The organism is Streptomyces sp. CBMA29 (genome assembly GCF_014596445.1).
GTDB lineage: Bacteria > Actinomycetota > Actinomycetes > Streptomycetales > Streptomycetaceae > Actinacidiphila.
In genome coordinates this window covers 93070-118334 of sequence record NZ_MECL01000271.1, presented here as the reverse complement: position 1 = coordinate 118334, position 25265 = coordinate 93070, and the positions used below count along the sequence as shown (strand labels likewise).

22 protein-coding genes are annotated in these 25265 nt (G+C 72.0%); 17 read left to right on the top strand and 5 right to left on the bottom strand.

Annotated elements, in window-relative coordinates:
• The first annotated feature begins 35 nt into the window (after positions 1-35).
• From BGM09_RS36890 to BGM09_RS36880, 3 genes are read left to right on the top strand one after another with little or no spacing between them, the layout of a single operon-like run.
• On the top strand, positions 36-884 hold the full coding sequence (locus tag BGM09_RS36890; protein ID WP_188286126.1) for an AraC family transcriptional regulator: 849 nt from the start codon (positions 36-38) through the stop codon (positions 882-884).
• Positions 885-888: 4 nt separating this feature from the next.
• A complete protein-coding gene (locus BGM09_RS36885; RefSeq protein ID WP_188286125.1) occupies positions 889-1716 on the top strand; it encodes an AzlC family ABC transporter permease in 828 nt (275 codons plus the stop codon).
• A complete protein-coding gene (locus tag BGM09_RS36880) occupies positions 1713-2039 on the top strand; it encodes an AzlD domain-containing protein (protein ID WP_188286124.1) in 327 nt (108 codons plus the stop codon). Before BGM09_RS36885 ends, BGM09_RS36880 begins: the two co-directional genes overlap by 4 nt.
• 94 nt (positions 2040-2133) lie before the next feature.
• On the opposite strand, the gene BGM09_RS36875 is transcribed toward BGM09_RS36880, so the two are convergent.
• A complete protein-coding gene (locus BGM09_RS36875; protein WP_188286123.1) occupies positions 2134-3036 on the bottom strand; it encodes a hypothetical protein in 903 nt (300 codons plus the stop codon).
• 100 nt (positions 3037-3136) lie between these two features.
• Between BGM09_RS36875 and BGM09_RS36870 the strand changes: the two genes are divergently transcribed.
• The 3 genes from BGM09_RS36870 (at position 3137) to recX (ending at position 5270) form a co-directional block, all read left to right on the top strand.
• A complete protein-coding gene (locus BGM09_RS36870) occupies positions 3137-3331 on the top strand; it encodes a DUF3046 domain-containing protein (RefSeq protein ID WP_188286122.1) in 195 nt (64 codons plus the stop codon).
• 237 nt (positions 3332-3568) lie between these two features.
• Positions 3569-4702 (top strand): recombinase RecA, encoded by a 1134-nt coding sequence (gene recA / locus BGM09_RS36865; RefSeq protein WP_188286121.1) that lies wholly within the window; start codon positions 3569-3571, stop codon positions 4700-4702.
• A complete protein-coding gene (recX, locus tag BGM09_RS36860; protein WP_262928447.1) occupies positions 4653-5270 on the top strand; it encodes a recombination regulator RecX in 618 nt (205 codons plus the stop codon). The genes recA and recX overlap by 50 nt, the downstream gene beginning before the upstream one ends.
• A 197-nt stretch (positions 5271-5467) precedes the next feature.
• Here recX and BGM09_RS36855 read toward each other — a convergent pair whose 3' ends face one another.
• On the bottom strand, positions 5468-7174 hold the full coding sequence (locus BGM09_RS36855) for an FAD-dependent monooxygenase (protein ID WP_188286120.1): 1707 nt from the start codon (positions 7172-7174) through the stop codon (positions 5468-5470).
• 299 nt (positions 7175-7473) lie between these two features.
• Between BGM09_RS36855 and BGM09_RS36850 the strand changes: the two genes are divergently transcribed.
• Together BGM09_RS36850 and BGM09_RS36845 are read left to right on the top strand one after the other, a co-directional pair.
• Entirely contained in the window at positions 7474-8241 is a 768-nt protein-coding gene (locus BGM09_RS36850; RefSeq protein ID WP_188286119.1) for a response regulator transcription factor, read from the top strand.
• 18 nt (positions 8242-8259) lie between these two features.
• Positions 8260-9726 carry a sensor histidine kinase gene (locus BGM09_RS36845; RefSeq protein ID WP_188286118.1) on the top strand — a complete coding sequence of 489 codons (1467 nt, stop codon included), beginning with the start codon at positions 8260-8262 and terminating at the stop codon, positions 9724-9726.
• 97 nt (positions 9727-9823) lie between these two features.
• Here BGM09_RS36845 and BGM09_RS36840 read toward each other — a convergent pair whose 3' ends face one another.
• Positions 9824-10840 (bottom strand): TAXI family TRAP transporter solute-binding subunit, encoded by a 1017-nt coding sequence (locus tag BGM09_RS36840; RefSeq protein WP_188286117.1) that lies wholly within the window; start codon positions 10838-10840, stop codon positions 9824-9826.
• Between the two features lie 112 nt (positions 10841-10952).
• Between BGM09_RS36840 and miaB the strand changes: the two genes are divergently transcribed.
• Positions 10953-12440 (top strand): tRNA (N6-isopentenyl adenosine(37)-C2)-methylthiotransferase MiaB, encoded by a 1488-nt coding sequence (miaB, locus tag BGM09_RS36835; RefSeq protein ID WP_188286116.1) that lies wholly within the window; start codon positions 10953-10955, stop codon positions 12438-12440.
• Between the two features lie 101 nt (positions 12441-12541).
• A complete protein-coding gene (locus BGM09_RS36830; protein WP_188286115.1) occupies positions 12542-13300 on the top strand; it encodes a class III extradiol dioxygenase subunit B-like domain-containing protein in 759 nt (252 codons plus the stop codon).
• An 86-nt stretch (positions 13301-13386) separates the two neighbouring features.
• Here the strand turns inward: BGM09_RS36830 and BGM09_RS36825 are convergent, their stop codons facing one another.
• The gene (locus tag BGM09_RS36825; RefSeq protein ID WP_188286114.1) at positions 13387-13623 is read right to left on the bottom strand and encodes an antitoxin; all 237 of its coding nucleotides are present in this window, start codon (positions 13621-13623) and stop codon (positions 13387-13389) included.
• A 120-nt stretch (positions 13624-13743) separates the two neighbouring features.
• Here BGM09_RS36825 and miaA point away from each other — a divergent pair, with 120 nt between their 5' ends.
• From miaA to hflX, 5 genes are all read left to right on the top strand, one after another.
• Complete coding sequence (miaA, locus tag BGM09_RS36820) at positions 13744-14658, top strand: tRNA (adenosine(37)-N6)-dimethylallyltransferase MiaA (RefSeq protein WP_188286113.1); 915 nt, start codon at positions 13744-13746, stop codon at positions 14656-14658.
• A 105-nt stretch (positions 14659-14763) separates the two neighbouring features.
• Positions 14764-15282, top strand: coding sequence for a hypothetical protein (locus BGM09_RS36815; RefSeq protein WP_188286112.1), 519 nt, complete (start codon positions 14764-14766; stop codon positions 15280-15282).
• A gap of 52 nt (positions 15283-15334) precedes the next feature.
• Positions 15335-16240, top strand: coding sequence for a diaminopimelate epimerase (gene dapF / locus BGM09_RS36810; RefSeq protein ID WP_188286111.1), 906 nt, complete (start codon positions 15335-15337; stop codon positions 16238-16240).
• 198 nt (positions 16241-16438) lie between these two features.
• Entirely contained in the window at positions 16439-18610 is a 2172-nt protein-coding gene (locus BGM09_RS36805) for a RelA/SpoT family protein (protein WP_188286110.1), read from the top strand.
• A 346-nt stretch (positions 18611-18956) separates the two neighbouring features.
• Positions 18957-20453 carry a GTPase HflX gene (gene hflX, locus BGM09_RS36800; RefSeq protein WP_188286109.1) on the top strand — a complete coding sequence of 499 codons (1497 nt, stop codon included), beginning with the start codon at positions 18957-18959 and terminating at the stop codon, positions 20451-20453.
• Between the two features lie 105 nt (positions 20454-20558).
• Here hflX and BGM09_RS36795 read toward each other — a convergent pair whose 3' ends face one another.
• Positions 20559-21722: a trypsin-like serine peptidase gene (locus tag BGM09_RS36795; protein ID WP_188286108.1), complete on the bottom strand. Its 1164-nt coding sequence runs from the start codon at positions 21720-21722 to the stop codon at positions 20559-20561.
• Between the two features lie 292 nt (positions 21723-22014).
• Between BGM09_RS36795 and BGM09_RS36790 the strand changes: the two genes are divergently transcribed.
• Together BGM09_RS36790 and BGM09_RS36785 are read left to right on the top strand one after the other, a co-directional pair.
• On the top strand, positions 22015-23364 hold the full coding sequence (locus BGM09_RS36790; protein WP_262928446.1) for a diaminobutyrate--2-oxoglutarate transaminase: 1350 nt from the start codon (positions 22015-22017) through the stop codon (positions 23362-23364).
• Entirely contained in the window at positions 23361-25262 is a 1902-nt protein-coding gene (locus BGM09_RS36785; RefSeq protein WP_411158418.1) for an IucA/IucC family protein, read from the top strand. Before BGM09_RS36790 ends, BGM09_RS36785 begins: the two co-directional genes overlap by 4 nt.
• Positions 25263-25265: the final 3 nt, after the last annotated feature.

The window sequence follows — 25265 nt, the reverse complement described above, 5'->3', positions numbered from 1 at the left end:
CCGCCACCCGTCCGCCACCAGTCCACAATGGCCGTGTGACGGTGCGAGAGCAGGCCAGGTACTGGGAACACCCCGGACTGCCCGGGGTCGACCTGCTGCGTGCCCGCTACGTCCGGCACACCTTCACCCGGCACGCCCACGACAGCTACGTGATCGCGGCGGTCACCGGCGGCGTCGAGGGCATCGGGCTGCCCGGCGGAGCCGAGCGGGCGGGCGCGGGCGCGGTCGTCCTGATCAACCCCGAGACCCCGCACACCGCCTACGCGGGCGTCGAGGAGGGCTGGAGCTACCGCGTCCTCTACCCCTCGCCCGCCGTGGTCGCCGCCGTCGCCGCGGAGACCACGGCGCTGCGCGGCACCCCGTCCTTCAACGCCTCTGTACTCGACGACCCCGTGACCGCCCGCATGATCGCCGCCGTCCACCGCGCCGCCGAAGGGGACAACGCGCTCGCCGCCGACACGCAGCTGCGCCTCGTCGTCGCCCGGATGCTCGCCCGCCACGCGAGCTCCGCGGCCCCCGGCCCCGTGCTCAACGGCGGCGCGGGCGTCGCGGCCCGCGCCCGCGACCTGCTGGCCACCCGCCTGGCGGCCCCGCCGAGCCTGGAGGAACTGGCCCGCGAGCTCGGCACCGGCCCCTTCGCCCTGCTGCGCGCCTTCAAGGCCGCTTACGGACTGCCGCCGCACGCCTGGCTGACCGGTGAAAGGGTCAGGGCCGCCCGCCGCCTGCTCGACACAGGCGTCAGCCCGGCCGACACGGCGGCCACCGTCGGCTTCACCGACCAGCCCCACCTCAACCGGCACTTCGCCCGGATCGTCGGCGTCCCGCCCGGCGCCTACCAACGCGAGCGCAAGAACGTACAAGACCCGCTGTCCCGCCGTCCCTAGCCTCATGCGGGTGACGGGACATCCGATAGCCACAGAACCCGCGGAATCCGCCGACCACAGGGAACCCACCGGGCTGGCGGACCGGCAGCCGCGCTCCGCACGCGCCCAGGTCGTCCGCGACGCCCTCGGCGTCGGCGTCGCCGTCGGGCTCTCCGGCTTCGCCTTCGGCGTGACCTCCGCCGGAGCCGGGCTCGCACTCGCCCAGACCTGCGCCCTGTCCCTGCTGGTGTTCACCGGAGCGTCGCAATTCGCCCTGGTCAGCGCGCTGGGAGCGGGCGGCAACCCCTTCGCGGCAGCCGCGGGCGCCTTCTTCCTCGGCACCCGCAACGCCTTCTACGGTCTCCGGCTCTCCCAACTCCTCCGCCTGCCCGCCGCGATACGGCCACTGGCCGCGCAGTGGGTCATCGACGAGACCTCCGCGGTCGCGTTGGCGCAGAAGGACCGCGCCTCCGCGCGGCTGGGCTTCACCGTCACCGGAGTCAGCCTCTACGCCCTGTGGAATCTGACCACCCTCATTGGCGCCCTGGGCGCTTCGGCGCTCGGCGACCCCGCCTCCTGGGGGCTGGACGCCGCAGGTCCCGCCGTCTTCCTCGCGCTCCTCGCCCCCATGGTCAAGGGGCGCGCCGAACGGGCGGTCGCCGCGGTCGCCGTCCTGCTCGGCCTTGTCTGCCTGCCACTCCTGCCCGCCGGAGTCCCGGTCCTGGTCGCCGCCCTGGCCGCGCCCCTCGTCCTGGCCGTCACCCGTGCGAAGCGCACCGGAAAGGACGCATCAGGAGCCGTACGGAAGCCGGAGCGGACACCAGTACAGGCACGGGGAGAGGGAGAGGAATGAGCACAGGAGCGAGTACCTGGATCGCCGTCATCGTGACGGCCCTCGGCTGCTACGCGGTCAAACTGCTGGGCCTGTCCGTACCGGCGGGACTACTGGAACGCCCCCTGGTCAAGCGCCTCGCCGCGCTCGTGCCCATCGCACTCCTCGCAGCACTCACCGCCTTGCAGACCTTCGGCACCAGCGGACTGCGGCTGGCCGTGGACGCGCGCTCGGCCGGACTCGCGGCGGCGGCCGTCGCCCTCCTGCTGCGGGCGCCCTTCCTCGTGGTGGTGGCCGCGGCCGTCGTCGTGACCGCTGCCGTACGGGCCGTCTCCGGCATGTGAGCCCCGGGCGGGTCCTCCGCGACATCCGGCGCCCGGTCACCGGCGTAAGGACCGGGCACCTGGATCAGCGCTCCTTACCCGCGCGGCCTCGACGTCAGCCCAGACGGCCGTACGCGCGAAGCGTCCGCAGCGCCTCGATCGTCACCATGGGCCGCCCCTCGAGCGCGGAACCCGGCGCCCACTCGCGCCAGGTGATCGGCCAGCCTCCGTCGTCGGCCTGCTGCGCCGCGAGATGGTCCAGCGACCGTTCCATCTCGGTGTCGGTGAACCACGACCGGGCGGCCGAGTCGGGGGAGGACGCGAAGTCATGGGCGAAGTGGTGTTCGCCCGGCGCGTATCCGGTCGGCGGTGCGACCTGCCCGGCGCGCTCGGGCTCCAGTAGCGCCAGACCCTGCTCGCGCACCAGTCGCCCCAGCCGCTCCACCGCGCCCTGCGCCCGCGGCCGGTCCTGCGCCGAGGCCAGGAACGCCAGCGAGGCCAGCACCTCATAGGGATGCGTCCGGTCCAGCGTGTCGATCGCAGCCCAGCAGAAGTCCGTCGACCTGAACATCCACGCGTGCCACACCTCGTTGCGGCGCAGCAGCCCCACCACGGGCCCGGTGGCGAGCAGGTCACCGGGCGGGTCGTCGGAGATCCGCATCCAGGGCGCGTGCGGATAGCCGCGCAAGGACGCGTCGACCGCAGGCAGCGCGCCCTCCGCCGTCGAACACGCCGTCAGATAGCGGCAGATGCGCTCGGCCCTGCCGCCCCTGCACCGGTCGATCTCGTCCAGCACCCGCAGCGCGTACGCCACGTGCAGTGGCTGGCTCACCGGACCGCGCAGGTCGGGCTCCAGCGCGTGGCCGTATCCGGCGTCGTCATTGCGGTACGCGTCGAGCGCGGTCTCGACCGCGTCGCTGTCGCCGTCGAGGAAGTGGAAGGCGAACCTGCGCTGCTCGAGCACACGGGCGGTGAGCCACACGAACTGCTCGGCGCGACCTAGCGGGGTTGCTGGCATGCGCGCACCCTAGGGCGTGCGCGGCGGCCTGAACACGGCTGAGCCGAGGAGCCACCCGGCTGTGTGACGGTACGCGTGCGGGCGCGGGATACTGGCAGTCATGCGGTTGACGATTTTCTGGGAGCGGATGCGCGCGCACTTCGGCGACGCGTACGCCGATTCCTTCGCGCGAGACCATGTGATGGCCGAATTGGGCGGCCGTACGGTGCATCAGGCGCTGGACGACGGCTGGGAAGCCAAGGACGTCTGGCGCGCGGTGTGCGCCTCGATGGACGTGCCCGCCGCCAAGCGCTGACGCGGCGTCGCGAGCGGAGCGACGGATTCAGGAGTGGCCCGACACCCCCGGCGGGTCGCTTGACATCAAATTCGAACATCCATTCTTATGGCTTGTGCCGGGTGGATTTCCGTGGTGACGAAGCGTGTTTCCGCCGGAGTTATCCACAGCACGGGGCGACGGCCGGGCGCGTTGTCAGTGCCAGGCGCTAGCGTCGTGGACGTGAAGCGATCGAACCAGACATCCCGGGTGGAGCCCATGGCAGGAAACGACCGCGAGAAGGCGCTCGACGCCGCGCTCGCGCAGATTGAACGGCAGTTCGGCAAGGGCGCGGTCATGCGCCTGGGCGACCGGCCGAACGAACCCATCGAAGTCATCCCCACCGGATCGACCGCTCTCGACGTAGCACTTGGCGTCGGCGGGTTGCCGCGCGGCCGAGTGGTGGAGGTCTACGGCCCGGAGTCCTCCGGTAAGACGACCCTCACCCTGCACGCGGTGGCCAATGCCCAGAGGGCGGGCGGCACGGTGGCGTTCGTGGACGCCGAGCACGCGCTGGACCCCGACTACGCCAAGGCGCTCGGCGTCGACACGGACAATCTGATCCTGTCCCAGCCGGACACCGGCGAGCAGGCGCTGGAAATCGTGGACATGCTGGTCCGCTCCGGCGCTCTCGACCTCATCGTGGTCGACTCCGTGGCAGCCCTCGTGCCACGGGCCGAGATCGAGGGCGAGATGGGCGACTCGCACGTGGGTCTCCAGGCCCGCCTGATGAGCCAGGCCCTCCGCAAGATCACCAGCGCGCTCAACCAGACCAAGACCACCTGCATCTTCATCAACCAGCTCCGCGAGAAGATCGGTGTGATGTTCGGCTCGCCGGAGACCACCACCGGTGGCCGCGCGCTGAAGTTCTACGCCTCCGTCCGGCTCGACATCCGCCGGATCGAGACCCTCAAGGACGGCACCGATGCGGTCGGCAACCGTACCCGCGTCAAGGTCGTCAAGAACAAGGTCGCGCCGCCCTTCAAGCAGGCCGAGTTCGACATCCTCTACGGCCACGGCATCAGCCGTGAGGGCGGCCTGATCGACATGGGCGTCGAGCACGGTTTCGTCCGCAAGTCCGGCGCCTGGTACACGTACGAGGGCGACCAGCTCGGTCAGGGCAAGGAAAACGCGCGCAATTTCCTGAAGGACAACCCCGACCTGTCGGACGAGATCGAGAAGAAGATCAAGGAGAAGCTCGGCGTCGGCGTGGCGAAGGTCGAGGCGCCGGGCGCACAGCCCGGGGCGGACGCGGCAGGACCCGCGGCTGTGGCCAAGACCGACGCGCCCAAGGCCGAGGTCCCTGCGCCCAAGGGCGCGAAGGCGACCAAGGCGACCGCCGCCAAGGCCTGACGCCGTGGCGCGCAGGTCCCCTGAGCGCGGCGGCTCTTCCGAGTCGAGGGCCTCGCGAGAGCCGCCGCTCGATCCCGAGGAGCAGGCGCGGGCGCTGTGCCTGCGCCTGCTCACCGGGACGCCCCGCACCCGCAGGCAGCTCGCCGACGCCATGCGCAAGCGCGAGATCCCGGACGAGGTCGCCGAGCAGGTCCTGGAACGCTTCCAGGACGTGGGGCTGATCGACGACCGGGCCTTCGCCAATTCCTGGGTGGAGTCCCGGCACCGCGGCCGGGGTCTCGCCCGCCGTGCCCTCGCACAGGAACTCCGCCACCGCGGAGTGGACGCGGAGCTGGTGAACGAAGCGGTCGGACTGCTCGACCACGACCAGGAGGCGCAGACCGCCCGCGAGCTGGTACGGCGCAGGCTGCCGGGCACCCGCGGGCTGGACCGCGACAAGCGGATCCGCCGCCTCGCGGGCATGCTCGCCCGCAAGGGCTACTCCGAGGGCCTGGCCCTCCGGGTGGTGCGCGAAGCGCTCGCCGCCGAGGGCGTGGAGGAGGAGCTCGAAGAGGAGCCGTGGGAGTGACGGCGGCGAGGACGGCGGAAACCTGGAAGGCGAGGGAGCACGAAGGCCCCGCCGCCGGGCGTCGCCCTGCCGCCAGGGCCTCCGAAATCCGCCCCGCCGTCCGGCGCCGAGACCATTCGCCAAGGAAACGGCACCGATGACCCGCAGCCGCGGCGGGCTGACGGTGACCGTCCGGCGGGGCGTGTCCGGCCCGGCTGCTACCGGGTGTGCCCGCTGACCCGCGTCCCCGCCGCGCCGCCGGGCCCGCCGCCTTCTCCGTCCCCGTCGTCGGAGTCCGGCTCCGTGCCTTCGCTGCCAGCCGGCACCGGCGGACCGCCGCGAGCCAGGTCGGCGTACGAATACAGCTCCGCGGGGCGGCAGCCCACCATCGCCGTGACCAGGCGCCCGTCCGGCCGGATCAGCAGCACACTGTGCGCGGTCGCCCCCGGATACGTCTCGGCGACGACCAGTTCCGCGCGGGTCGGCAACGCGGCGACCGCGGAGGCGAGCCGGGGCATGAGCCCGGCGGTCAGCCAGTGACGGCTGTCCCACACCCCCGTACCCGGCGCGATCAGCACCACGACCAACCCCCGGCCGAGCCGGTCCCGCAGCCGTCCGACGGTGCCGTCGAGCGCGGTCACCGACACATCGGTCACCGCACCGCCCGGCGGCGTGTCGCACCCGGCGACCAGCGGCGACGGCCCGGACTTGCCGCCACCGGAACGCGGCGCGGGCAGAGCGAGCGGCGAGCGCCCGTAGACCGAGGACGCGGCGGCGGACCCCCGGCCGAGATGGCTGTCGGTCAGCAGCTCCGCCTGGCCGCGCGCCGAGCCCGACAGCACCGCGTGCCGCACCGTCTGCCACGCGCCACTGGCCCGCAGCAGCGGAAGCGCCTGGTCGGTGGCGCGCAACCGGGCGCCGACCGCCCCGCGCCGCTCCGCCTCGTAGCTGTTCAGCAGTATCTTCGACGCGCCGTCGTGCCAGGCCAGCGAGAGTTTCCAGGACAGATTCTCCGCGTCCCGCAGCCCCTCCTCGACGCTCTGCGCGCCGAGCGCGCCCATCAGGTGTGCGGCGTCCCCCGCGAGGAAGACCCGCCCCCTGCGCCAGCGTCTGGCCAGCCGCTGATGCACCGGATAGTCGGCTGAGCCGACGAGTTCGTACGGGACGACGCTGCCGCACCAGGCGGTGAGCGTGGACCGCAGCCGCTCCACCAGCGCGTCGGAGGTGAGCAGCCGCCCCTGCGGGGGCAGCAGCCAGTCCAGCCGCCACAGGCCGTCCGGCAACGGACGGGCCGTCACTTCCTGGCCCGCGGGCGCCCCCGGCGGGTCGCGGTGCAGCAACGCCACACCCGGTTCGGGGAGTTCCGCGCGGATCACCGCGACCGCGTGCCGGTCGACGGCGGTGCGGCCGGGGAAACGTACGCCCGTCAGCTTGCGGACCGTCGAACGGGGACCGTCGCAGCCGACCAGGAAACTGCCGCGCCACCAGGTGTCGTGCGACCCGCGGGTGTGCACGGTGATCCCGAGACCGTCCTGCTCGAATGCGTCCACCCGGCAGCCCGGCACGATCCGCACCGAACCGCAGGCGAGCAGCGCGTCGCGCAGACCGCGCTCCAATTGGTGCTGCGCGATGTGCGTGGGGGAGTCCTGCGGTCCGAATTCGACGCGCAGCACTTCCGTACGACGGCGCAATGTGCGCCAGGCCGACCAGGAGGCTCCGTCGCCGCGGACACCGGCGTAGCCGAGCCGTTCGACGAACGCGACCGTGTCGGGGCCGAGGACCGCGGTGCGTGGGCGCCGTAACCCGTCGGCATCGGTGAGTGCCTCCGCCTCGTCGAGGACGATGACGGGGACGTCGCGGCGGGCCAGAGCGAGGGCGAGGGCCAGGCCCACGGGACCCGCCCCCGCGACGATCACCGGGTCCATGGAGAGGCCCCCGGAAGAAGTGCGGTCACAAAGCGTATGCAACCCACTGCGCCTGCCCACGTCAAGCGACGGTCCCACCTCGGCGCGGTGCGCCGCTCCACGCGCCCTCCGCGCTCCGTACGCGCCCGCGGGCACCTCCGGTGCGTACCGGGTCGGTAACGGTCCGCCGCGCGAGCCGGTAGGGCCTTGACGCACCCCGTGCCGATCGGCGTGGATTCGGTCCACAGGCACCGCTACCACACACGAACGACAAGATCAGCTGAAATGATCATAAGACCGGATGAACAGGGAGGTTGACGATGCGACTGCTCCTCGTGGAGGACGACGACAGGGTCGCCTCCGCCCTCTCCGCGGTCCTCGGCAAGCACGGCTTCGACGTGCGGCACGCCCGCAGTGGCGAGGAGGCGATCCAGGCGCTGCTGCCCGGCGACGGCCCCGCGTACGACTGCGTCCTGCTCGATCTGGGGCTGCCCGACCAGGACGGTTTCGAGGTGTGCAGCCGGATACGCCGTCGTACCGCGATCCCGGTGATCATGGTGACGGCGCGGGCCGACGTACGCTCCCGGATTCACGGCCTCAACCTGGGCGCGGACGACTACGTCGTGAAGCCGTACGACACGGGTGAGCTGCTGGCGCGGATCCACGCCGTGAGCCGCCGTCCGCCGCTGACCGCGCGAGGCACCGCCGGGCCGACGGCCACCGACGCGACCGTCGCGGGCACCGGAGTGCTGGCCGCCGCGCGGACCGGCGGGACCGGCCCGCAGGAGAGCGCCAAACTGCTGCTCGGCACGGTCACCATCGAACTGTCCACCCGCCGCGTCACCGTGGAGGGCGATCTGATCGCCCTCACCCGCAAGGAGTTCGACCTGCTGTCGCTGCTCGCCAAACGACCGGGTGTCGTCTTCCGCAGGGAGCAGATCATCAGCGAGGTGTGGCGCACCGCGTGGGAGGGTACGGGTCGCACCCTTGAGGTCCATGTGGCGTCCCTGCGCTCCAAACTGCGGACCCCGGCGATGATCGAGACGGTGCGCGGGGTCGGATACCGGCTCGTCGTCCCCGTCGGCTGACCCGTCGAGGCCACCACCTTGCGCTCCCGCCTGCTCCCGCTGCTCATCGTGCTGATGGCCGGTGTCCTGCTGGCCCTCGGCTTCCCGCTGGCCGCCAGCCAGGCCGCGTCCCAGCAGCAGCGCGTCGTGGTCGACCGCATCGACGACACCACGCGCTTCGCGGCACTCGCGCAGTACGTCACCGCGCGGGACGAACAGACCGCCGTGGACAGCGCCGACGACGAGCGGCTGCACACCCTGCGGACCGAACTGACCCGCTACAAGGAGCTGTACGGCATCGACGCCGGAGTCTTCTACCGCGACCGCACCGCGATGGCCGCCGCGCCCGGCGGCTGGCAGGTGCCGGACGAGGGCGAGCTGTTCGACGCCTACAACTCGGCGCTGCTCGGCCGCCGCACCCACGACCCCCGCCAGGTGTGGCCGTGGCAGACCCGTAAACTTGCCATCGCCTCACCGATCGTCCGGGACGGGGACGTCGTCGCCGTCGTCGTGACCGACTCGCCGACCGGCGCGCTGCGCTCCCGCATCCTGCACGGCTGGCTGCTGCTGGCGGCCGGGGAACTGGCGGCGATGGCCATCGCCGTGCTCTTCGCCGTCCGCCTGACCGGCTGGGTGCTGCTTCCGGTCGCCACCTTGGACCGCGTCACCCACGACATCGCGACCGGCCGGATGAAGTCGCGCGTCGGAACGGCGGGCGGCCCGCCGGAACTCCGGCGCCTGGTCCGTTCGTTCAACGAGATGGCCGACAACGTCGAGGAAGTCCTCGACCAGCAGCGGGCCTTCGTGGCGGACGCGTCGCACCAGTTGCGCAATCCGCTCGCCGCACTGCTGCTGCGGATCGAATTGCTCGGCCTGGAACTGCCCGACGGCCACGACGAGGCCGAGGCGGTGAAGGAGGAGGGGCACCGGCTCGCCCAGGTGCTCGACGACCTGCTGGGCCTTGCGCTCGCCGAACGTTCCGGCAGTCATCTGGCCGTCACCGACCTCGCCGCGCTCGCCCGTATCCGCTCGGCGGCCTGGCGACCCGTCGCCGACCAGGCGGGAATCGCCGTGGAGTTCACGGTGGAGGGGGAGGACCCGGAGGATCAGGAACGTGACGGGACGGGGGAGCGTGCGGTACTCAAGGTGACCGGGTGGGCCGACGCGGTCGCGCTGTCCAGCGCCTTGGACGCGGTGATCGACAACGCGATCAAATTCACCCCGCGCGGCGAGGCCGTCCATGTGCGGGTGACGGCTGACGACCAGCGCACCGCGATCTCCGTCGCCGACAGCGGCCCCGGCCTGACGGACGAGGAACTCGCCAGGGTCGGCGATCGTTTCTGGCGCAGCGCCCGCCACCAGAATGTGCACGGCTCCGGCCTCGGCCTGTCCATCGCCCGCGCCCTGCTGAGCCAGGGCGGCGGCGTCATCAGTTACGGGCGGTGCGATCCGCACGGCCTGGAGGTCATCCTGACGGTGCCGAGGACCGCGCCGGTCGGGGTGTGATCGTCCGGCTGTCGGACCGTACGACCGTCCGATCATGACTACGCGGTGCGCGGCGGGGTGAGCGCGCGGCGCGGCCGAGGCGGTGGCGGAGCACCCGCTACGGCTTCACCGACCGGTAGTACCGCTCCGCGCCGACGTGCAGCGGCAGCGGATCGGTGAACACCGCGGTCCGCAGGTCCACCAGTTGCGCGGCGTGCACCTCTTTGCCGATCGCGTCCCGGCTGTCGATCACCGCACGGGTGAGCCGTTCGACCAGGCCGGTGTTCGCGCGGTCCGTGGTGACCAGCAGATTGGCGACGGCGATGGTGGCGATCGCCTGCCCCTTCTGCGCCTGCGGATACGCGTCGGCTGGCATCACGGCCTGCCGGTAGTACGCCATCTGCGGTCCCATGGAGTGCAGCTTCGCCACCAGGTCGCCGAGCTGGACGAGCTTGATGCCCGGAGAGGAGTGCGCCATCTCGGCCACGGCGGCGGTCGGCAGCCCGCCCGACCAGAAGAACGCGTCCAGTTGCTTGTCGCGCAGCATCGCGGGCGCCTGGTCGATGCCGACCGGTATGGCGTCCACATCTTTCGTGATGTCCAGGCCAGCCGCCGCGAACAGCCGCCTGGTGATCAGATTGACCCCGGAGTCCGCCTGGCCGACCCCGACCCGCAGCCCGCGCAGATCGCGTGCCGACCGCACCGTGGAATCGCTCGGTACGACAAGCTGCATGTAGTCGTCGTAGAGCCGGGCGCAGGCGCGCAACTGCTCCTTGCCGGGACCGTCGTAGTTGGCGACGGCGTCGGCCGCGGCGATGGTGAAGTCCGCCCGTCCGGACGCCACCCGCTTGATGTTGTCGACCGAGCCCTCGGTGTGCACGAGATTGACCCGCACCCCCGGCAGCGCGGTGTGCAGATCGCCCTTGAGGAGCAGTCCGTACTTCTCGTACACCCCGTTAGCGACCCCGGTGGCCAGCGACATCGGCGCCCGCGGATACGAAGGACCCGCGTTCGGCAGCAGCCACCACAGCAGGAGGGCGAGCACGGAGACCCCGGCCAGCAGCGCCTGGAGCACGCGCCGCCGCCTGCCCAGCGCGGCATCGCGCAGGCGTACGACGGGGCGGGGGAGGTCCATGCATGGGGATCCTGCCAGCCGGGCGGGAATCGGGGAAGGGCCGTCGGCGGCGGCCGGTCCCGGGAAGGCAGGGGCGCCGGGCCCCGGCGACCACGTACTCTGGGTGATTGTTATGAGCGCGCGTACTTACGAGGTCCGCACCTACGGGTGCCAGATGAACGTCCACGACTCCGAGCGGCTGTCCGGCCTTCTGGAGGACGCGGGGTATGTCCGCGCGCCTTCTGACGCCGAGGGCGCGGATGTCGTCGTCTTCAACACCTGCGCGGTGCGGGAGAACGCCGACAACCGGTTGTACGGCAACCTCGGCCAGCTCGTACCGAAGAAGGCCGCCAGGCCCGGCATGCAGATCGCCGTCGGCGGCTGCCTGGCGCAGAAGGACCGCGACACCATCGTGAAGCGGGCCCCCTGGGTCGACGTCGTCTTCGGCACCCACAACATCGGGCAGCTCCCGGTGCTGCTGGAACGGGCCAGGATCGCAGAAGAGGCCCAGGTCGAGATCGTCGAGTCGCTGGAGACCTTCCCCTCCACGCTGCCCTCGCGCCGCGAGTCCGCGTACGCCGCCTGGGTCGCGGTCTCCGTCGGCTGCAACAACACCTGCACCTTCTGCATCGTCCCCGCCCTGCGCGGCAAGGAGAAGGACCGCAGGCCCGGCGACGTGCTCGCCGAGGTCGAGGCCCTGGTCTCCGAGGGCGTCGTCGAGGTCACCCTGCTCGGCCAGAACGTGAACGCGTACGGCTCCGACATCGGCGACCGCGAGGCGTTCGGCAAGCTGCTGCGCGCCGCGGGCGCCATCGACGGCCTGGAGCGGATCCGCTTCACCTCGCCGCACCCGCGTGACTTCACCGACGACGTCATCGCCGCCATGGCCGAGACGCCCAACGTGATGCACCAGCTCCACATGCCGCTCCAGTCCGGCTCCGACACGGTGCTGAAGGCGATGCGCCGGTCGTACCGGCAGGATCGTTACCTCGGGATCATCGAGAAGGTGCGCGCCGCGATGCCGGACGCCGCCATCACCACCGACATCATCGTGGGCTTCCCCGGCGAGACCGAGGAGGACTTCGAGCAGACCCTGCACGTGGTGCGCGAGGCCCGCTTCGCGCAGGCATTCACCTTCCAGTATTCCAAGCGGCCCGGCACCCCCGCCGCCGAGATGGACGGCCAGATCCCGAAGGCCGTCGTCCAGCAGCGGTACGAGCGGCTGGTCGCGCTCCAGGAGGAGATCTCCTGGGAGGAGAACAAGAAGCAGGTCGGCCGCACCATAGAGGTGCTGGTCGCCGAGGGCGAGGGCCGCAAGGACGACGCCACCCGGCGGCTGTCAGGCCGCGCGCCCGACAACCGCCTTGTGCACTTCGAGCGCCCGGACGAGCCGGTCAGGCCCGGCGACATGGTGACCGTCGAGATCACCTACGCCGCGCCGCACCATCTGCTCGCGGAGAAGCCCGCCGCCGCCGTGCGCCGTACGCGGGCGGGCGACGCGTGGGAGCGGCGTAACGCGGCTCCGGCCGCGACCGGCACGGGCGTGATGCTGGGCCTGCCGACGATCGGCGCGCCCGCCGTGACGGAGCCGGCGTCCCTGGGCGGATGCAGCGTCCAGTGACGCGCACGCTGTCGCGGAGACCGGCGCGCGGCTGAACATGCCGACGCCGTTGTCCGGCGACGGCCGTCGGTCCGCGAGGCCGCGCCGGTAAGGTTTCGATCATGCTGGTCGCCGCTGCCGTCTGTCCCTGCCCGCCGCTGCTGGTCCCGGAGGTGGCGGCAGGCGCCGCACCCGAACTCGACGCTCTGCGGGCCTCCTGCGCCGACGCGATCGGCGTCCTGGCCGCTTCCCGGCCCGACCGGCTGGTCGTGATCGGTCCGGCGGACCGGCCGCACCGCGGCGCTTTCGCCGAGGGCGCCACGGGCTCCTTCCGGCCGTTCGGTGTCGTACTGGACGTCCGCCTCGGATCGGAACCTGGCGCGGGTGATCCCGCGGCCGACGTCACGGCCGACGCCACGGCCGAGCCCGCCGCTGAACCCGCACTCACGTTGCCGCCCTCGCTCGCCGTGGCCGCCTGGTTGCTGCGCGGCTGGCGCGCCGCACCCGTCGAGGGCCTGGGGATCGGCGGGCAACTGGAACAGCCGCGCTGCGCCGCCGCGGGCCGCGCTGTCGCCGAGGCAGCGGGACGCGTCGCCCTGCTCGTGATGGGGGACGGCAGCGCCTGCCGTACGGTCAAGGCGCCCGGCTACCTGGACGAGCGAGCCGAGCCCTTCGACGCGGCGGTGACCTCGGCCCTGGCGGCGGCCGACACCGACGCGCTCACCGCGCTGGACGCGGAGTTGGCCGATGCGCTGAAGGTGTCCGGCCGGGCGCCGTGGCAGGTGCTCGCGGGCGCGGCTCAGGGCGCGGGCCTGGCGGGGGAGCTGCTGTACGAGGCCGCGCCGTACGGCGTGGGCTATGCCGTGGCGACCTGGACCTGAGCCGGAGAGCCATCCGGATACCTGGCCCGGAGGCCCGGACCCGACGCGCGACTCGGACCTCCTACGGCAGGGTGCGACGCGAGCGCTCAGGCGGTCGCGTCGCCGTCCTTGCCGCCCTTGCCCTTGAGGTTGCCCAAGGCGTCCTTGGCCTTGTCCACCCCGGTCCCGATCTTGTCGCTGTACTTGCCGCCGGTCTTGGAGTCGACGGTGTGCGCCGCCTTCTCCAGACCCGACTCAATCTTGCCGCCGTGCTGCTGCGCCAAGTCGCCGGCCTTGCTCTTCGCCAAACCGAGCTTGTCCTTGAACGTGTCCTTGAGGCCCATGTGGCACCTTTCCAAGCGTCGTGAATCTCCCACCCTGTTTTCGACCATACCTGTGCCCGCCCTGACCCGCTTCACGCCAATCGATCGAGGTCAGCGGCCAATGTTTGCGAGACTGGCCACGTGAAGAACCGTGTGATCGCCGTCGTCGGCCCGACCGCAGCCGGTAAGTCCGATCTGGGCGTGGCCCTGGCCCGGATTCTGGACGGCGAGGTGATCAACGCCGACTCCATGCAGCTCTACCGCGGTATGGACATCGGCACCGCCAAGCTCAGCCCGGACGAACGCCAGGGCGTACCGCACCACCTGCTGGACATCTGGGCTGTGACACAGGCCGCCAACGTCGCCGACTACCAGCGCCTCGCCCGCGTCGAGATCGACCGGGTGCACGCCGAGGGCCGCGTCCCGGTGCTCGTCGGCGGCTCCGGCCTCTACGTACGTGCCGCGATCGACGCCCTGGAGTTCCCCGGCACGGACGCGGCCGTCCGGGCCCGCCTGGAGGCCGAACTCGACATGCGCGGCTCCGGCGCCCTGCACGCCCGGCTGGCCGCCGTCGACCCCGAGGCCGCACGCGCCATCCTGCCCAGCAACGGCCGCCGGATCGTCCGCGCCCTCGAAGTCGTGGAGATCACCGGCCGCCCCTTCGCCGCCAACCTCCCCGGCCCCGAGGGCGTCTACGACACCGTCCAGATCGGCGTCGACGTCCCCCGGCCCGAACTCGACGAACGCATCGCCCTGCGCGTCGACCGCATGTGGGAGGCCGGTCTGGTCGACGAGGTCCGCACCCTGGAGGCCGCCGGGCTGCGCGAAGGACGTACGGCCTCCCGCGCGCTCGGCTACCAGCAGGTGCTCGCCGCGCTCGCCGGTGAGTGCACCGAGGACGAGGCCCGCGCCACGACCGTACGCGCCACCAAGCGCTTCGCACGCCGTCAGGACTCGTGGTTCCGCCGCGACCCGCGTGTGCACTGGCTCACGGCCCGCGGCACGGAACTCGCGCACCAGGCGCTGACGTTGCTCCAAGAAGCGGTTACAGCCTGATCACGTGATGGCATCGGGACGCTCCGGCGTCCCGGACCTGCCGGTCGACCGTGCCATCATCGAGCATCTAGCTACGGTGTCGGAGAATCGGGAGGGCGCGTGGCGATGGAAGCCGGCCCACGCGACACCTCAGCCGGGCGCGACCCCGCGGCGGAAGCCCAGATTCCCCCGGAGTTTCCGCGCAACGGCGCGATCCCCGAGTCGAGGAACACCCTGGAGCCCTTCGAGCCCCTGGACTCTCTCGGCTCCCTGGAAGCGATCGAGCCCCTTCCGCCGATGGAGGAGGGCCAGTCCTTCGGCGAACTGCGCCCCCAGCGCCGACTGCGGATCTGGCAACTCGCCCCGATCATCGCCCTCGCGGTGAGCGGATCGCTGATGTTCGCCTTCCCCCTCGCCTTCGAATCCGGTGACGCGGGACCTGTCGTCGCCATGCTCGGCCTGCTGCTGTGCTGCTGCTCCGCCGGATGGGGTCTGATGGCCGCCCGCCGGGTCGGCTACACCTGGCCCGGCCTGCCCGCCCGCGGCTCCGGCGCCCGTGTCGACTGGCGCTACGTGGCCGGGTACACCGCACTGATCGCCCTGCTCGCGGTGCTCGCCGTCTGGCGCGTCGCCCGGCTGCGCTGACGGCCCCGCCCACCAGCCCGTCCCCCTCCGTCGCCCGCGTACGATCGATGACGTGACTGACGCGCGCCACGACACCGCACCGCTTGCCTTCCTCAAGGGCCACGGCACCGAGAACGACTTCGTGATCGTCCCCGACCCGGACGGTCTGCTCGACCTGTCCCCGGCCGACGTCACCCGGTTGTGCGACCGGCGCGCCGGAATCGGCGGCGACGGCCTGCTGCGCGTGGTCCGCTCCGCTGGCCACCCCGAGGCCGCGGCACTCGCCGACCGGGCCGAGTGGTTCATGGACTACCGCAACAGCGACGGCAGCATCGCCGAGATGTGCGGCAACGGCGTCCGCGTCTTCGCCCGCTACCTCCAGCGCGTCGGGATCACCGACGCGGGCGATCTGGCCGTCGCCACCCGCGCCGGCGTCCGCGACGTCCACATCGCCAAGGATGCCGACGACGGCACTCCCGGCGACATCACCGTCCGCATGGGCCGCGCCACGCTTCCCGACGGCGCCGTCACCGTCACCGTGGGCGACCGCAGTTGGCCCGCGCTGCACGTCGACATGGGCAATCCGCACGCCGTCGCCTTCGTCGACACCCTCGACCACGCCGGTGACCTCCTCCGCGCCCCGGCGGTCGCCCCAGCCGACGCCTACCCGGCGGGAACCAACGTCGAATTCGTCGTCGACCGCGGGCCGCGCCACGTGGCTCTGCGCGTCCACGAGCGCGGTTCCGGCGAGACTCGCTCCTGCGGCACGGGCGCCTGCGCCGTGATGGTCGCCGCGGCCCGCCGCGACGGCGCCGACCCGGCCGTCACCGGCCGCCCGGTCACGTACATGGTCGACGTCCCCGGCGGCCGACTGGTGATCACCGAGACCGCCGACGGGCAGATCGAGATGACCGGACCCGCGGTGATCGTCGCCGAGGGCGTCATCGACCCGGCCTGGCTCGGCGGCGCCTCCCGCTGACCCCGGCGCCTGAACCACCACCTTTCCGGCGGTATCCGACCGGGATTCCCGCACACGTTCCCTCGAACGGGTGATGGGGATCACTCTCGGCGAGAGCGTGACTGCCGCACGTGGTGGGCTCGGTAGCATCAATCACCGGCGCGGCCCCACGGGGCGTGGAGAGCGTCCGCAGCCGGTTCAGGCTGCTGGAGGTGCCCGATGAGCGCAGACAACGCGGTGGACGCCGACCGCAGTGCCGGGGCCCCGCGCCGTGGACTGCGCCGGATCGACCTGCTCAGGCTCGGCCGCGCGGCGCTGCTCGGCCCCAGCGGCCGGGACCGTGTGCCGGACGCCATCGAGCACCTCACCAAGGTGCACCGCGCGCGCCACCCCGAAGCGGGTCCCGAAGCGATCGAGACGCTGCGGCGGGCGTATGTGCTCGCGGAGTCCTCGCACCGCGGTCAGATGCGCAAGAGCGGCGAGCCGTACATCACCCACCCGCTCGCGGTCACGCTGATCCTCGCCGAACTGGGCGCGGAGACCACCACCCTGACCGCCTCCCTCCTCCACGACACCGTCGAGGACACCGAGGTGACGCTCGATCAGGTACGGGAGGAGTTCGGCCAGGAGGTCAGCTATCTCGTCGACGGCGTCACCAAGCTGGAGAAGGTCGACTACGGCGCCGCCGCGGAGCCGGAGACCTTCCGCAAGATGCTCGTCGCCACCGGCAACGACGTACGCGTGATGTCGATCAAGCTCGCCGACCGGCTGCACAACATGCGCACCCTCGGGGTGATGCGCCCCGAGAAGCAGGTGCGGATCGCCAAGGTCACCCGCGATGTGCTGATCCCGCTCGCCGAACGCCTCGGTGTGCAGGCGCTCAAGACCGAGCTCGAAGACCTGGTCTTCGCGATCCTCCACCCAGAGGAGCACGCCAGGACCCGCGCCATGATCGCCGCGAACGCCGCCGGACCCGACCTCCTCGCGGCCGTCGCCGAGGACCTGCGCAAGGTGCTGCGCGAGGCGGACATCGCCGCCGAGGTCGCCATCCGTCCGCGGCACGCGGTCTCCGTCCACCGCGTCCTGCTCAAGCGCGGCGGCGCGGAACTCGGCAGTTGCGACTTCGGCCGCCTGCTCGTCGTGGTGGCCGAGGACGCCGACTGCTATGCCGTGCTCGGTGAACTGCACACCTGTTTCACCCCGGTGATCGCGGAGTTCAAGGACTTCATCGCCGCCCCCAAGTTCAACCTGTACCAGTCGCTGCACACCGCCGTCGCCGACGAGCGTGGCCGGATCGCCGAAGTCCTGGTCCGCACCCGGCGGATGCACCGGGTCGCGGAGGCCGGGGTGATCGCGCTCGGCGACCCGCACGCCGTGGAGGAGACTCCGCAGGCCGCCGAGGCCGAGCTGGGGGCGACCGCGGCGGAGACCTGGGGGAGGGTGGACCCGACCCAACCCGGCTGGCTTGCCCGGCTGTTGGAGTGGCAGCGCGACGCCCCCGACCCCGACACCTTCTGGTCCGCTCTGCGGGACGACCTCGCCCAGGACCGCGAGATCACCGTCTTCGCCACCGAGTCCGGCGAGTCCATCGGCACGATGCGGCTGGCCGCCGGGGCGAGCTGTGTGGACGCCGCCTACGCCGTGCATGGCGAGGCCGGTCACCAGTGCGTCGGCGCCCGCGTCAACGGGCGGCTGGCGCCGCTGGGGACCCGACTGCGCGACGGCGACACCCTCCAGCTCCTGATGGACGACTCCGCCACCTCCGGCCCCGACGCCGACTGGCTGGAGCACGCCATCACCCCGGCCGCCCGGATCGCCATCACCAGGTGGCTGACCCAGAACCCGGCGACGGCAGGCGAGGACAAGCCGGCGTCGGCCCCTGCGGTACGCCCGGCCCACGCCGCGGGCCAGGCGCGCGCAGCCGAACCGGTGGCGGTCACCGACCTGCCGCACGCGACCGTACGGCTGGCCCGCTGTTGCACGCCCGTGCCGCCGGACGGCGTCACCGGATTCGTCATCCGCGGCGGGACCGTCGCCGTCCACCGCGTCGAGTGTCCGAGCACCGCCCGGATGGTCACGGCGGGCCGGGCGCCCGTACCCGTCCGCTGGCGCGACGACAGCCCCGCCAACGGCTTCCGGGCCACGGTCCTCGCCGAGGCGCTGAGCCGCCCGCGCCTGCTCGCCGACCTCACCGAGGCCATCGCGGCCCAGGGCGTCGGGATCGTCTCGGCCGCGGTGGAGCCCCCGCAGGAGCACCGGGTGCGGCACACGTACACGGTGGAGCTGCCCGACCCCCAGGCGCTGGCGGTCCTGATGCGGGCGATGCGGTCGGTGCCGGGTGTCTATGACGTCTACCGTGCGCGACTGGCCGTCACGGCGGCGCAGCCCTGAGACCAGGGCGTACACACGCGAGGACGCGTGCGGGGACTCTCGCGAGGACGCGGGCGCGGAAGCCCGCGTGAGCACTGGCGGGGACTTCTGGATGGGGGGCATCACACACTCTCCTTCGATCGTTACTCCCAGTGAACGTCTGGTGGCAGATCGTAGGTTCCGGAGTGATCGTCACCCACACGAGTGATTCGGGCGACGGCCGCTGGAGATCCGGTCCTGTCGACCGGAGTACAGCCCTCGCGCGTATCCGCGGCGAAACCCGCGTGACCGCGAGTGCCCGGCGTGCGACCATCGTAGTAACGGCAGAAACACCGCCGACCCGTTGACCGCTCGACCAAAGGATCCAATGACCTCCTCTTCTTCTTCCTCTTCGAACAACCGCCAGCGCCTCCCCGAGAGCCTTCGGGCCGACGCCCTGATGGAAGAGGACGTCGCCTGGAGTCATGAGATCGACGAGGACCGGGACGGCGACCAGTTCGACCGCTCCGAGCGTGCGTCGCTCCGCCGGGTCGCCGGACTCTCCACCGAACTCGAGGACGTCACCGAGGTCGAGTACCGGCAGCTCCGACTGGAGCGCGTGGTGCTCGTGGGCGTCTGGACCACGGGGACCGTCGACGACGCCGAGAATTCGCTGGCCGAGCTGGCGGCGCTCGCCGAGACCGCCGGAGCACTCGTCCTCGACGGCGTCATCCAGCGCCGCGACAAGCCGGACCCGGCCACGTACATCGGATCCGGCAAGGCGCTGGAACTGCGCGACATCGTTGTGGAGACCGGCGCCGACACCGTTGTCTGCGACGGTGAGCTGAGCCCAGGCCAGCTCATCCATCTGGAAGACGTCGTCAAGGTCAAGGTGGTCGACAGGACCGCGCTGATCCTCGACATCTTCGCTCAGCACGCCAAGTCCCGTGAGGGCAAGGCACAGGTGTCGCTGGCGCAGATGCAGTACATGCTGCCGAGGCTGCGCGGCTGGGGTCAGTCGCTGTCCCGGCAGATGGGTGGCGGTGGCGCCGGTTCGTCCGGCGGCGGTATGGCGACGCGTGGTCCCGGTGAGACCAAGATCGAGACCGACCGTCGGCGTATCCGCGAGAAGATGGCCAAGATGCGCCGGGAGATCGCGGACATGAAGACCAGCCGTGACCTCAAGCGTCAGGAGCGCAAGCGCCACAAGGTGCCGTCGGTCGCCATCGCCGGATACACCAACGCGGGCAAGTCCTCGCTGCTCAACCGGCTCACCGGCGCGGGCGTCCTGGTGGAGAACGCGCTGTTCGCCACCCTGGACCCGACCGTGCGCCGCGCGGAGACCCCGAGCGGACGGCTCTACACCCTGGTGGACACCGTCGGGTTCGTGCGGCACCTGCCGCACCACCTGGTCGAGGCCTTCCGGTCCACGATGGAGGAGGTCGGCGACGCCGACCTGATCCTGCACGTGGTGGACGGTTCGCACCCGGTGCCCGAGGAGCAGCTCGCGGCCGTACGCGAGGTGTTCCGCGATGTCGGCGCGCTCGACGTGCCCGAGATCGTGATCGTCAACAAGGCGGACGCCGCGGACCCGCTGGTCCTCCAGCGCCTGCTGCGCAACGAGAAGCACGCCATCGCTGTCTCGGCCCGCAGCGGCATGGGAATCGACGAGTTGCTGGAGATCATCGACCAGGAACTGCCGCGGCCCGACGTGGAGGTCGAGGCGCTGGTGCCGTACACGCACGGCGGTCTCGTCTCCCGGGTGCACGCCGCGGGTGAGGTCCTCTCCGAGGAGCACACCGGCGACGGCACGCTGCTCAAGGTGCGGGTGCACGAGGAACTGGCCGCGGAACTGGCCCCGTTCACGCTCGTGGCCAGGACCTGACAGCACTGAGGCGCCACGGCAGCTCGACACCGGATCGCCGCCGCGCACGCTGACATGGGTAAGGGGCCGCCTCCAGGAGGCGGCCCCTTACCCATGCGTCGTCCGTCAGTTGAACTTCTGGCTCACCCCGTCGAAGACCTTCTTCGCCCCGGCGCCCAAGTGCGGCCCCGCCAGCCAGGTGTTCGTCACCGGCCCGATCGACGTGTTGCTGACCAGCGCCGTCGTGCCGTCCGGCCGCTTGGCGAACCACCCGCCGCCCGACGAACCACCCGTCATCGTGCAGCCGATCCGGTACTCCGTCGGCGCCTGGGCGTTCAGCGACAGCCGGCCCGGCTTCCCCACGCAGTCGTACATCTGCTGTCCGTTGAACGGCGGCGCCGCGGGATAGCCCCAGGCGCCCATCGTCCCGATCTGCGTCGCGGACGGCGCGTCGAACCACACCGGCATCGCCGTACCGACCGTCTCCTCCAGCGACTTGCCGCCCGCGCCCTCCTCCGGCTTCACATGCAGCACCGCGAAGTCGTACGGCGAACCGCTGCCGCCGGACTCGGCGCCCGTGCTGATCCACTGGTCGGAGGTGCTGGCCCAGTCGGCCCAGAACACACCGTACGGCGCCAGCACATCACGCGAGGCGCCCTCCAGGGCCGCGGCGCTCTTGCCCGTGTCGTTGTAGGCGGGAACGAAGGCGATGTTGCGGTACCAGCCACCGGAGGCACCCGCGTGCACGCAGTGGCCCGCCGTCCACACCAGATTCGACTTGCCCGGATGCGCCGGATCCCGGACCACTGTGGCCGAGCAGACCATCGAGCCCTTGGGCCCGTCGAAGAAGAGTTTTCCGACACCAGGTGCGGCCTCGTGGTACGGCGCCGTGACCCGGCTCGCCTGCACCGGATCCGGCGCCGGGTCGCTCTCGCCCTGGTCGGCCGACACATTGGTCGGCACCTTCTTGTCGCTCTGGTCCGCGCCCTTCATGCGGTCGTCGCTCCACAGCCCGTTGATCACCGGGTTGACGAAATCCGCTGCCTTGCGCAGCCATTTCGCCTTGTCCCAGTTCTTCCAGCCGCCCTGCTTGTACGCCTGCTCCCACTTCTTCAGGTCGTCGAGGCTGGTCGGGAAGGACGTCGGCAGACCGAGGTCGTTGCCCGCCGTCACTGATGAGCTGGGCTTGGCGTCCGCGGAGTCACCGGACGACCCGCACGCGGTGGCGGTGCCCGCGAGGAGAACGGTTGCCGCCGCCGCGGCCACCAAGGGCCTTCGTATGGATGACATGGACTGCTCCCCCTGAGATGTCTTCGGCTGTACGACAGTTGCCGCCCCCGACGCGCGGTGGCCACCACTATGCCGCTGGTGTGAGGGACGGCCGGGGGTGTTCGCCGGTTCCGTGCCGAAAGTCTCCGGGCCGCCCGTGATCGAGCCGTCACCCAGTCGTTAGTACGGACGGGGGACGACTGCCTGGACGCCGACCCGGAGGAGTGAGCACGTGGCCGCCATTTCGAGCGCGCCGGGACAACGACTGGCGGCATCGGCCGAGGTGTCCGCCCAGGGACCGGCCGACGAATCCATGACGGGGGAGGCGATTCTCCGCAGGCAGGCGCAGCGCGAGTCGGCCGCGCGCACCTATGCGCGGTCTCTGCCGGTGGTACCCGTCCGCGCCCGCGGGATGACCGTGGAGGGCGCCGACGGCCGCCGGTATCTCGACTGCCTGTCCGGCGCGGGAACGCTCGCACTCGGCCACAATCACCCCGTCGTCCTGGAGGCCATCAGGGGTGTCCTGGACTCGGGCGCCCCCTTGCACGTCCTGGACCTCGCGACCCCGGTCAAGGACGCCTTCACCACCTCGCTGTTCGAGACGCTGCCGCCTCAACTCGCCGAGCACGGCCGGATCCAGTTCTGCGGCCCCGCCGGAACCGACGCGGTGGAGGCGGCCATCAAGCTCGCGCGTATCGCCACCGGGCGCGGCGGACTCCTCGCGTTTTCCGGCGCCTACCACGGCATGACGGCCGGCGCGCTCGCCGCTACGGGTGACACGGCCGTCCGCGGCACCGTCGGCGAAGCGGACGCGCGGATCACCCGCCTGCCATACCCGTACGACTACCGCTGCCCGTTCGGTATCGGCGGCGACCGGGGGGCCGAGCTCTCGGCGCGCTGGACCGCGCATCTCCTCGACGACCCCAAGGGCGGGGTGCAGCCGCCCGCCGCGATGCTCCTCGAACCGGTGCAGGGCGAAGGCGGCGTCATCCCGGCGCCCGACACCTGGCTGCGCACGATGCGCGAGATCACGGCCGCGCGCGGCATCCCGCTGGTGGTCGACGAGGTGCAGACGGGCGTCGGCCGTACCGGCACCTTCTGGGCCGTCGAGCGCAGCGGAATCGTGCCCGACGTCATGGTGCTGTCCAAAGCCATCGGCGGCAGCCTCCCGCTGGCCGTGATCGTCTACCGCGAAGAGCTCGACACCTGGCAGCCGGGCGCCCACGCGGGCACCTTCCGCGGCAACCAACTCGCCATGGCCGCCGGCACGGCCACGCTCCGCTTCGTACGGCAGCACGCGCTGCACGAGCGCGCGGAGACCGTCGGCGCGCGCATGCTCAGCCGCCTGCGCGGACTCGCCGCGCACCACGACTGCATCGGCGACGTCCGAGGACGCGGTCTGATGATCGGCGTCGAACTCGTCGACACCGAGGCCGAGCCCGACGACTACGGAGCGCTTCCCGCCGCCCCCCTGCTCGCCGCCCGCGTCCAGCAGGAGGCCCTGCGCCGCGGACTCATCGTCGAACTGGGCGGACGGCACGGCGCCGTGATCCGGCTGCTGCCCCCGCTGACCATCACCGACGAACAGACCGAAGCCGTGCTCGACCGGCTGGCCGCCGCCATCGACGCCGCGCGGACCGCGACGCGAGGCGGCACCGTATGACCCCGGCGGACCGACCGCGAGAAGCCGCGCCGCCGCGCGGTACCGACGAGTGGAGCCCTGGCATGACCGCACCCGTGGACCCCGGCACCCCCATGCCGCCCGGCACGGCGGTGCCCCTGGCCGCCGCCGTACCGGTGCAGCGACCGCGCGCCGCCGCGGCCGACCAGGATCCGGACCCGTTGGAGCACCCGGACCCGTACCGCGTCGCCGACGCGGCGGGCGCCGAGAACCTGCTGCGCTGCTGGGTCCGAGAGACGGGCCTCACAGAGCCCGCCGACAGCCTGCTGCGGATCCCGCTGCCCGCCAGCGGCACGCAGGCCCAGGCGGCTGTCCTGCGCTGGTCGGCCACCGGCCACCACCGCTTCGGACCGGTCCGCCTCACAACCGCCCCGAGCCGCCCGCTGACCGCGGTCGCGCTCGCCGCGCTCCTGGCCCGTGAAGGCGGCGGCGCGGCGGACGAGGGCGACGACCTGGTGGCGAGGGTGGCCGATTCGGTACGCAGGACCGCCGCGTTCGTCAGCGAGCGGCGTGCGCGTCCCGGCAGGCCCGAGCCGGAACTGCCCTTCCTGGAGTCGGAACAGGCCCTGCTCCTCGGCCACCCGACGCATCCCGCGCCCAAGGCCCGCGAAGGGCTCAGCGAGAGCGAGAGCGCCGCGTACTCGCCCGAGACGCGCGGTTCATTCGCGTTGCACTGGTTCGCCGTGGACGCCGCCGTCCTCGCCACCGACTCCGCGTGGACCGACCGCGGCCGGCCCGTACCGGCCGCCGACCTGCTGACCGCGATGGCCGGGCCCGAACTCGCCTGCCCGGCAGGCACCGCGCCGCTGCCGTTGCACCCCTGGCAGGCGCGCGACATCATGCACCGGCCCGCCGCCCAGCGGCTGTTCGACGCCGGACTGCTGCGCGACCTGGGCCCGGTCGGCGACCCCTGGTACCCCACCTCATCCGTGCGCACCGTCTATCGGCCCGACGCGCCCGCGATGCTCAAGCTCTCCCTGGCGCTGCGCATCACCAACTCCCGCAGGGAGAACCTCCGCAAGGAACTCAAGCGCGGCACCGAGGTGCACCGGCTGCTGCGCGGCGGGCTCGTCGCGCGGTGGCACGCCGCCCACCCGGGCTTCGACATCGTCCGCGACCCGGCCTGGCTGGGCGTGGACACGCCGGACGGGACACCGGTGCCCGGCCTGGACGTCGTGCTCAGGCACAGCCCGTTCGGCCCCGGCGACCAGGCGCACTGCGTGGCGGGACTCACCTCGCCGCGCCCCTGGCCCGGCGTTCCCGCGCCCGCGCTGCGCTCCCGGCTGGCCATGCTCGTCACCCGCCTCGCGGAGCGCACCGGAAGGCCCGCGACGGCGGTTGCCACCGAGTGGTTCCTGCGCTACCTCGACGCCGTCGTACGGCCCGTGCTGTGGCTCGACGGCGAGGCGGGCATCGCCCTGGAGGCCCATCAGCAGAACACCCTCGTCCTGCTCGACGCCTCCGGCTGGCCCTGCGGCGGGCGCTACCGCGACAACCAGGGGTACTACTTCCGTGAGTCGCACCGCGCGGAACTGGAACGTCAGCAGCCGGGCATCGGGGCCGACAGCGACACCTTCGTCGCCGACGAGGTCGCGGACGAGAGGCTCGCCTATTACCTCGGCGTCAACAACGTCCTCGGTCTCATCGGCGCCTTCGGCTCCCAGCGGCTCGCGGACGAGCAGGTGCTGCTCGCCGCCTTCCGCCGCTTCCTGGCCGCCGCCGCGGGAGGCCGCAGCAGCCTGCCCGCCCGGCTGCTGGACGCCCCGGAACTGCGCAGCAAGGCCAATCTGCTGACCAGGCTGCACGGAATGGACGAACTCGTCGGACCGGTCGACACCCAGTCGGTCTACATCACCATGCCCAACCCGCTGACCGTCTGAGCG

What these genes read in the sequence shown, in the direction of transcription:
- BGM09_RS36885 (WP_188286125.1), top strand. Translation starts at nt 889, where the DNA reads ATGCGGGTGACGGGACATCCGATAGCCACAGAACCCGCGGAATCCGCC.
- BGM09_RS36880 (WP_188286124.1), top strand. Translation starts at nt 1,713, where the DNA reads ATGAGCACAGGAGCGAGTACCTGGATCGCCGTCATCGTGACGGCCCTC.
- BGM09_RS36875 (WP_188286123.1), bottom strand. Translation starts at nt 3,036, where the DNA reads ATGCCAGCAACCCCGCTAGGTCGCGCCGAGCAGTTCGTGTGGCTCACC.
- BGM09_RS36870 (WP_188286122.1), top strand. Translation starts at nt 3,137, where the DNA reads ATGCGGTTGACGATTTTCTGGGAGCGGATGCGCGCGCACTTCGGCGAC.
- recA (WP_188286121.1), top strand. Translation starts at nt 3,569, where the DNA reads ATGGCAGGAAACGACCGCGAGAAGGCGCTCGACGCCGCGCTCGCGCAG.
- BGM09_RS36855 (WP_188286120.1), bottom strand. Translation starts at nt 7,174, where the DNA reads ATGGACCCGGTGATCGTCGCGGGGGCGGGTCCCGTGGGCCTGGCCCTC.
- BGM09_RS36850 (WP_188286119.1), top strand. Translation starts at nt 7,474, where the DNA reads ATGCGACTGCTCCTCGTGGAGGACGACGACAGGGTCGCCTCCGCCCTC.
- BGM09_RS36840 (WP_188286117.1), bottom strand. Translation starts at nt 10,840, where the DNA reads ATGGACCTCCCCCGCCCCGTCGTACGCCTGCGCGATGCCGCGCTGGGC.
- miaB (WP_188286116.1), top strand. Translation starts at nt 10,953, where the DNA reads ATGAGCGCGCGTACTTACGAGGTCCGCACCTACGGGTGCCAGATGAAC.
- BGM09_RS36830 (WP_188286115.1), top strand. Translation starts at nt 12,542, where the DNA reads ATGCTGGTCGCCGCTGCCGTCTGTCCCTGCCCGCCGCTGCTGGTCCCG.
- BGM09_RS36825 (WP_188286114.1), bottom strand. Translation starts at nt 13,623, where the DNA reads ATGGGCCTCAAGGACACGTTCAAGGACAAGCTCGGTTTGGCGAAGAGC.
- BGM09_RS36815 (WP_188286112.1), top strand. Translation starts at nt 14,764, where the DNA reads ATGGAAGCCGGCCCACGCGACACCTCAGCCGGGCGCGACCCCGCGGCG.
- BGM09_RS36805 (WP_188286110.1), top strand. Translation starts at nt 16,439, where the DNA reads ATGAGCGCAGACAACGCGGTGGACGCCGACCGCAGTGCCGGGGCCCCG.
- hflX (WP_188286109.1), top strand. Translation starts at nt 18,957, where the DNA reads ATGACCTCCTCTTCTTCTTCCTCTTCGAACAACCGCCAGCGCCTCCCC.
- BGM09_RS36795 (WP_188286108.1), bottom strand. Translation starts at nt 21,722, where the DNA reads ATGTCATCCATACGAAGGCCCTTGGTGGCCGCGGCGGCGGCAACCGTT.
- BGM09_RS36790 (WP_262928446.1), top strand. Translation starts at nt 22,015, where the DNA reads ATGACGGGGGAGGCGATTCTCCGCAGGCAGGCGCAGCGCGAGTCGGCC.
- BGM09_RS36785 (WP_411158418.1), top strand. Translation starts at nt 23,361, where the DNA reads ATGACCCCGGCGGACCGACCGCGAGAAGCCGCGCCGCCGCGCGGTACC.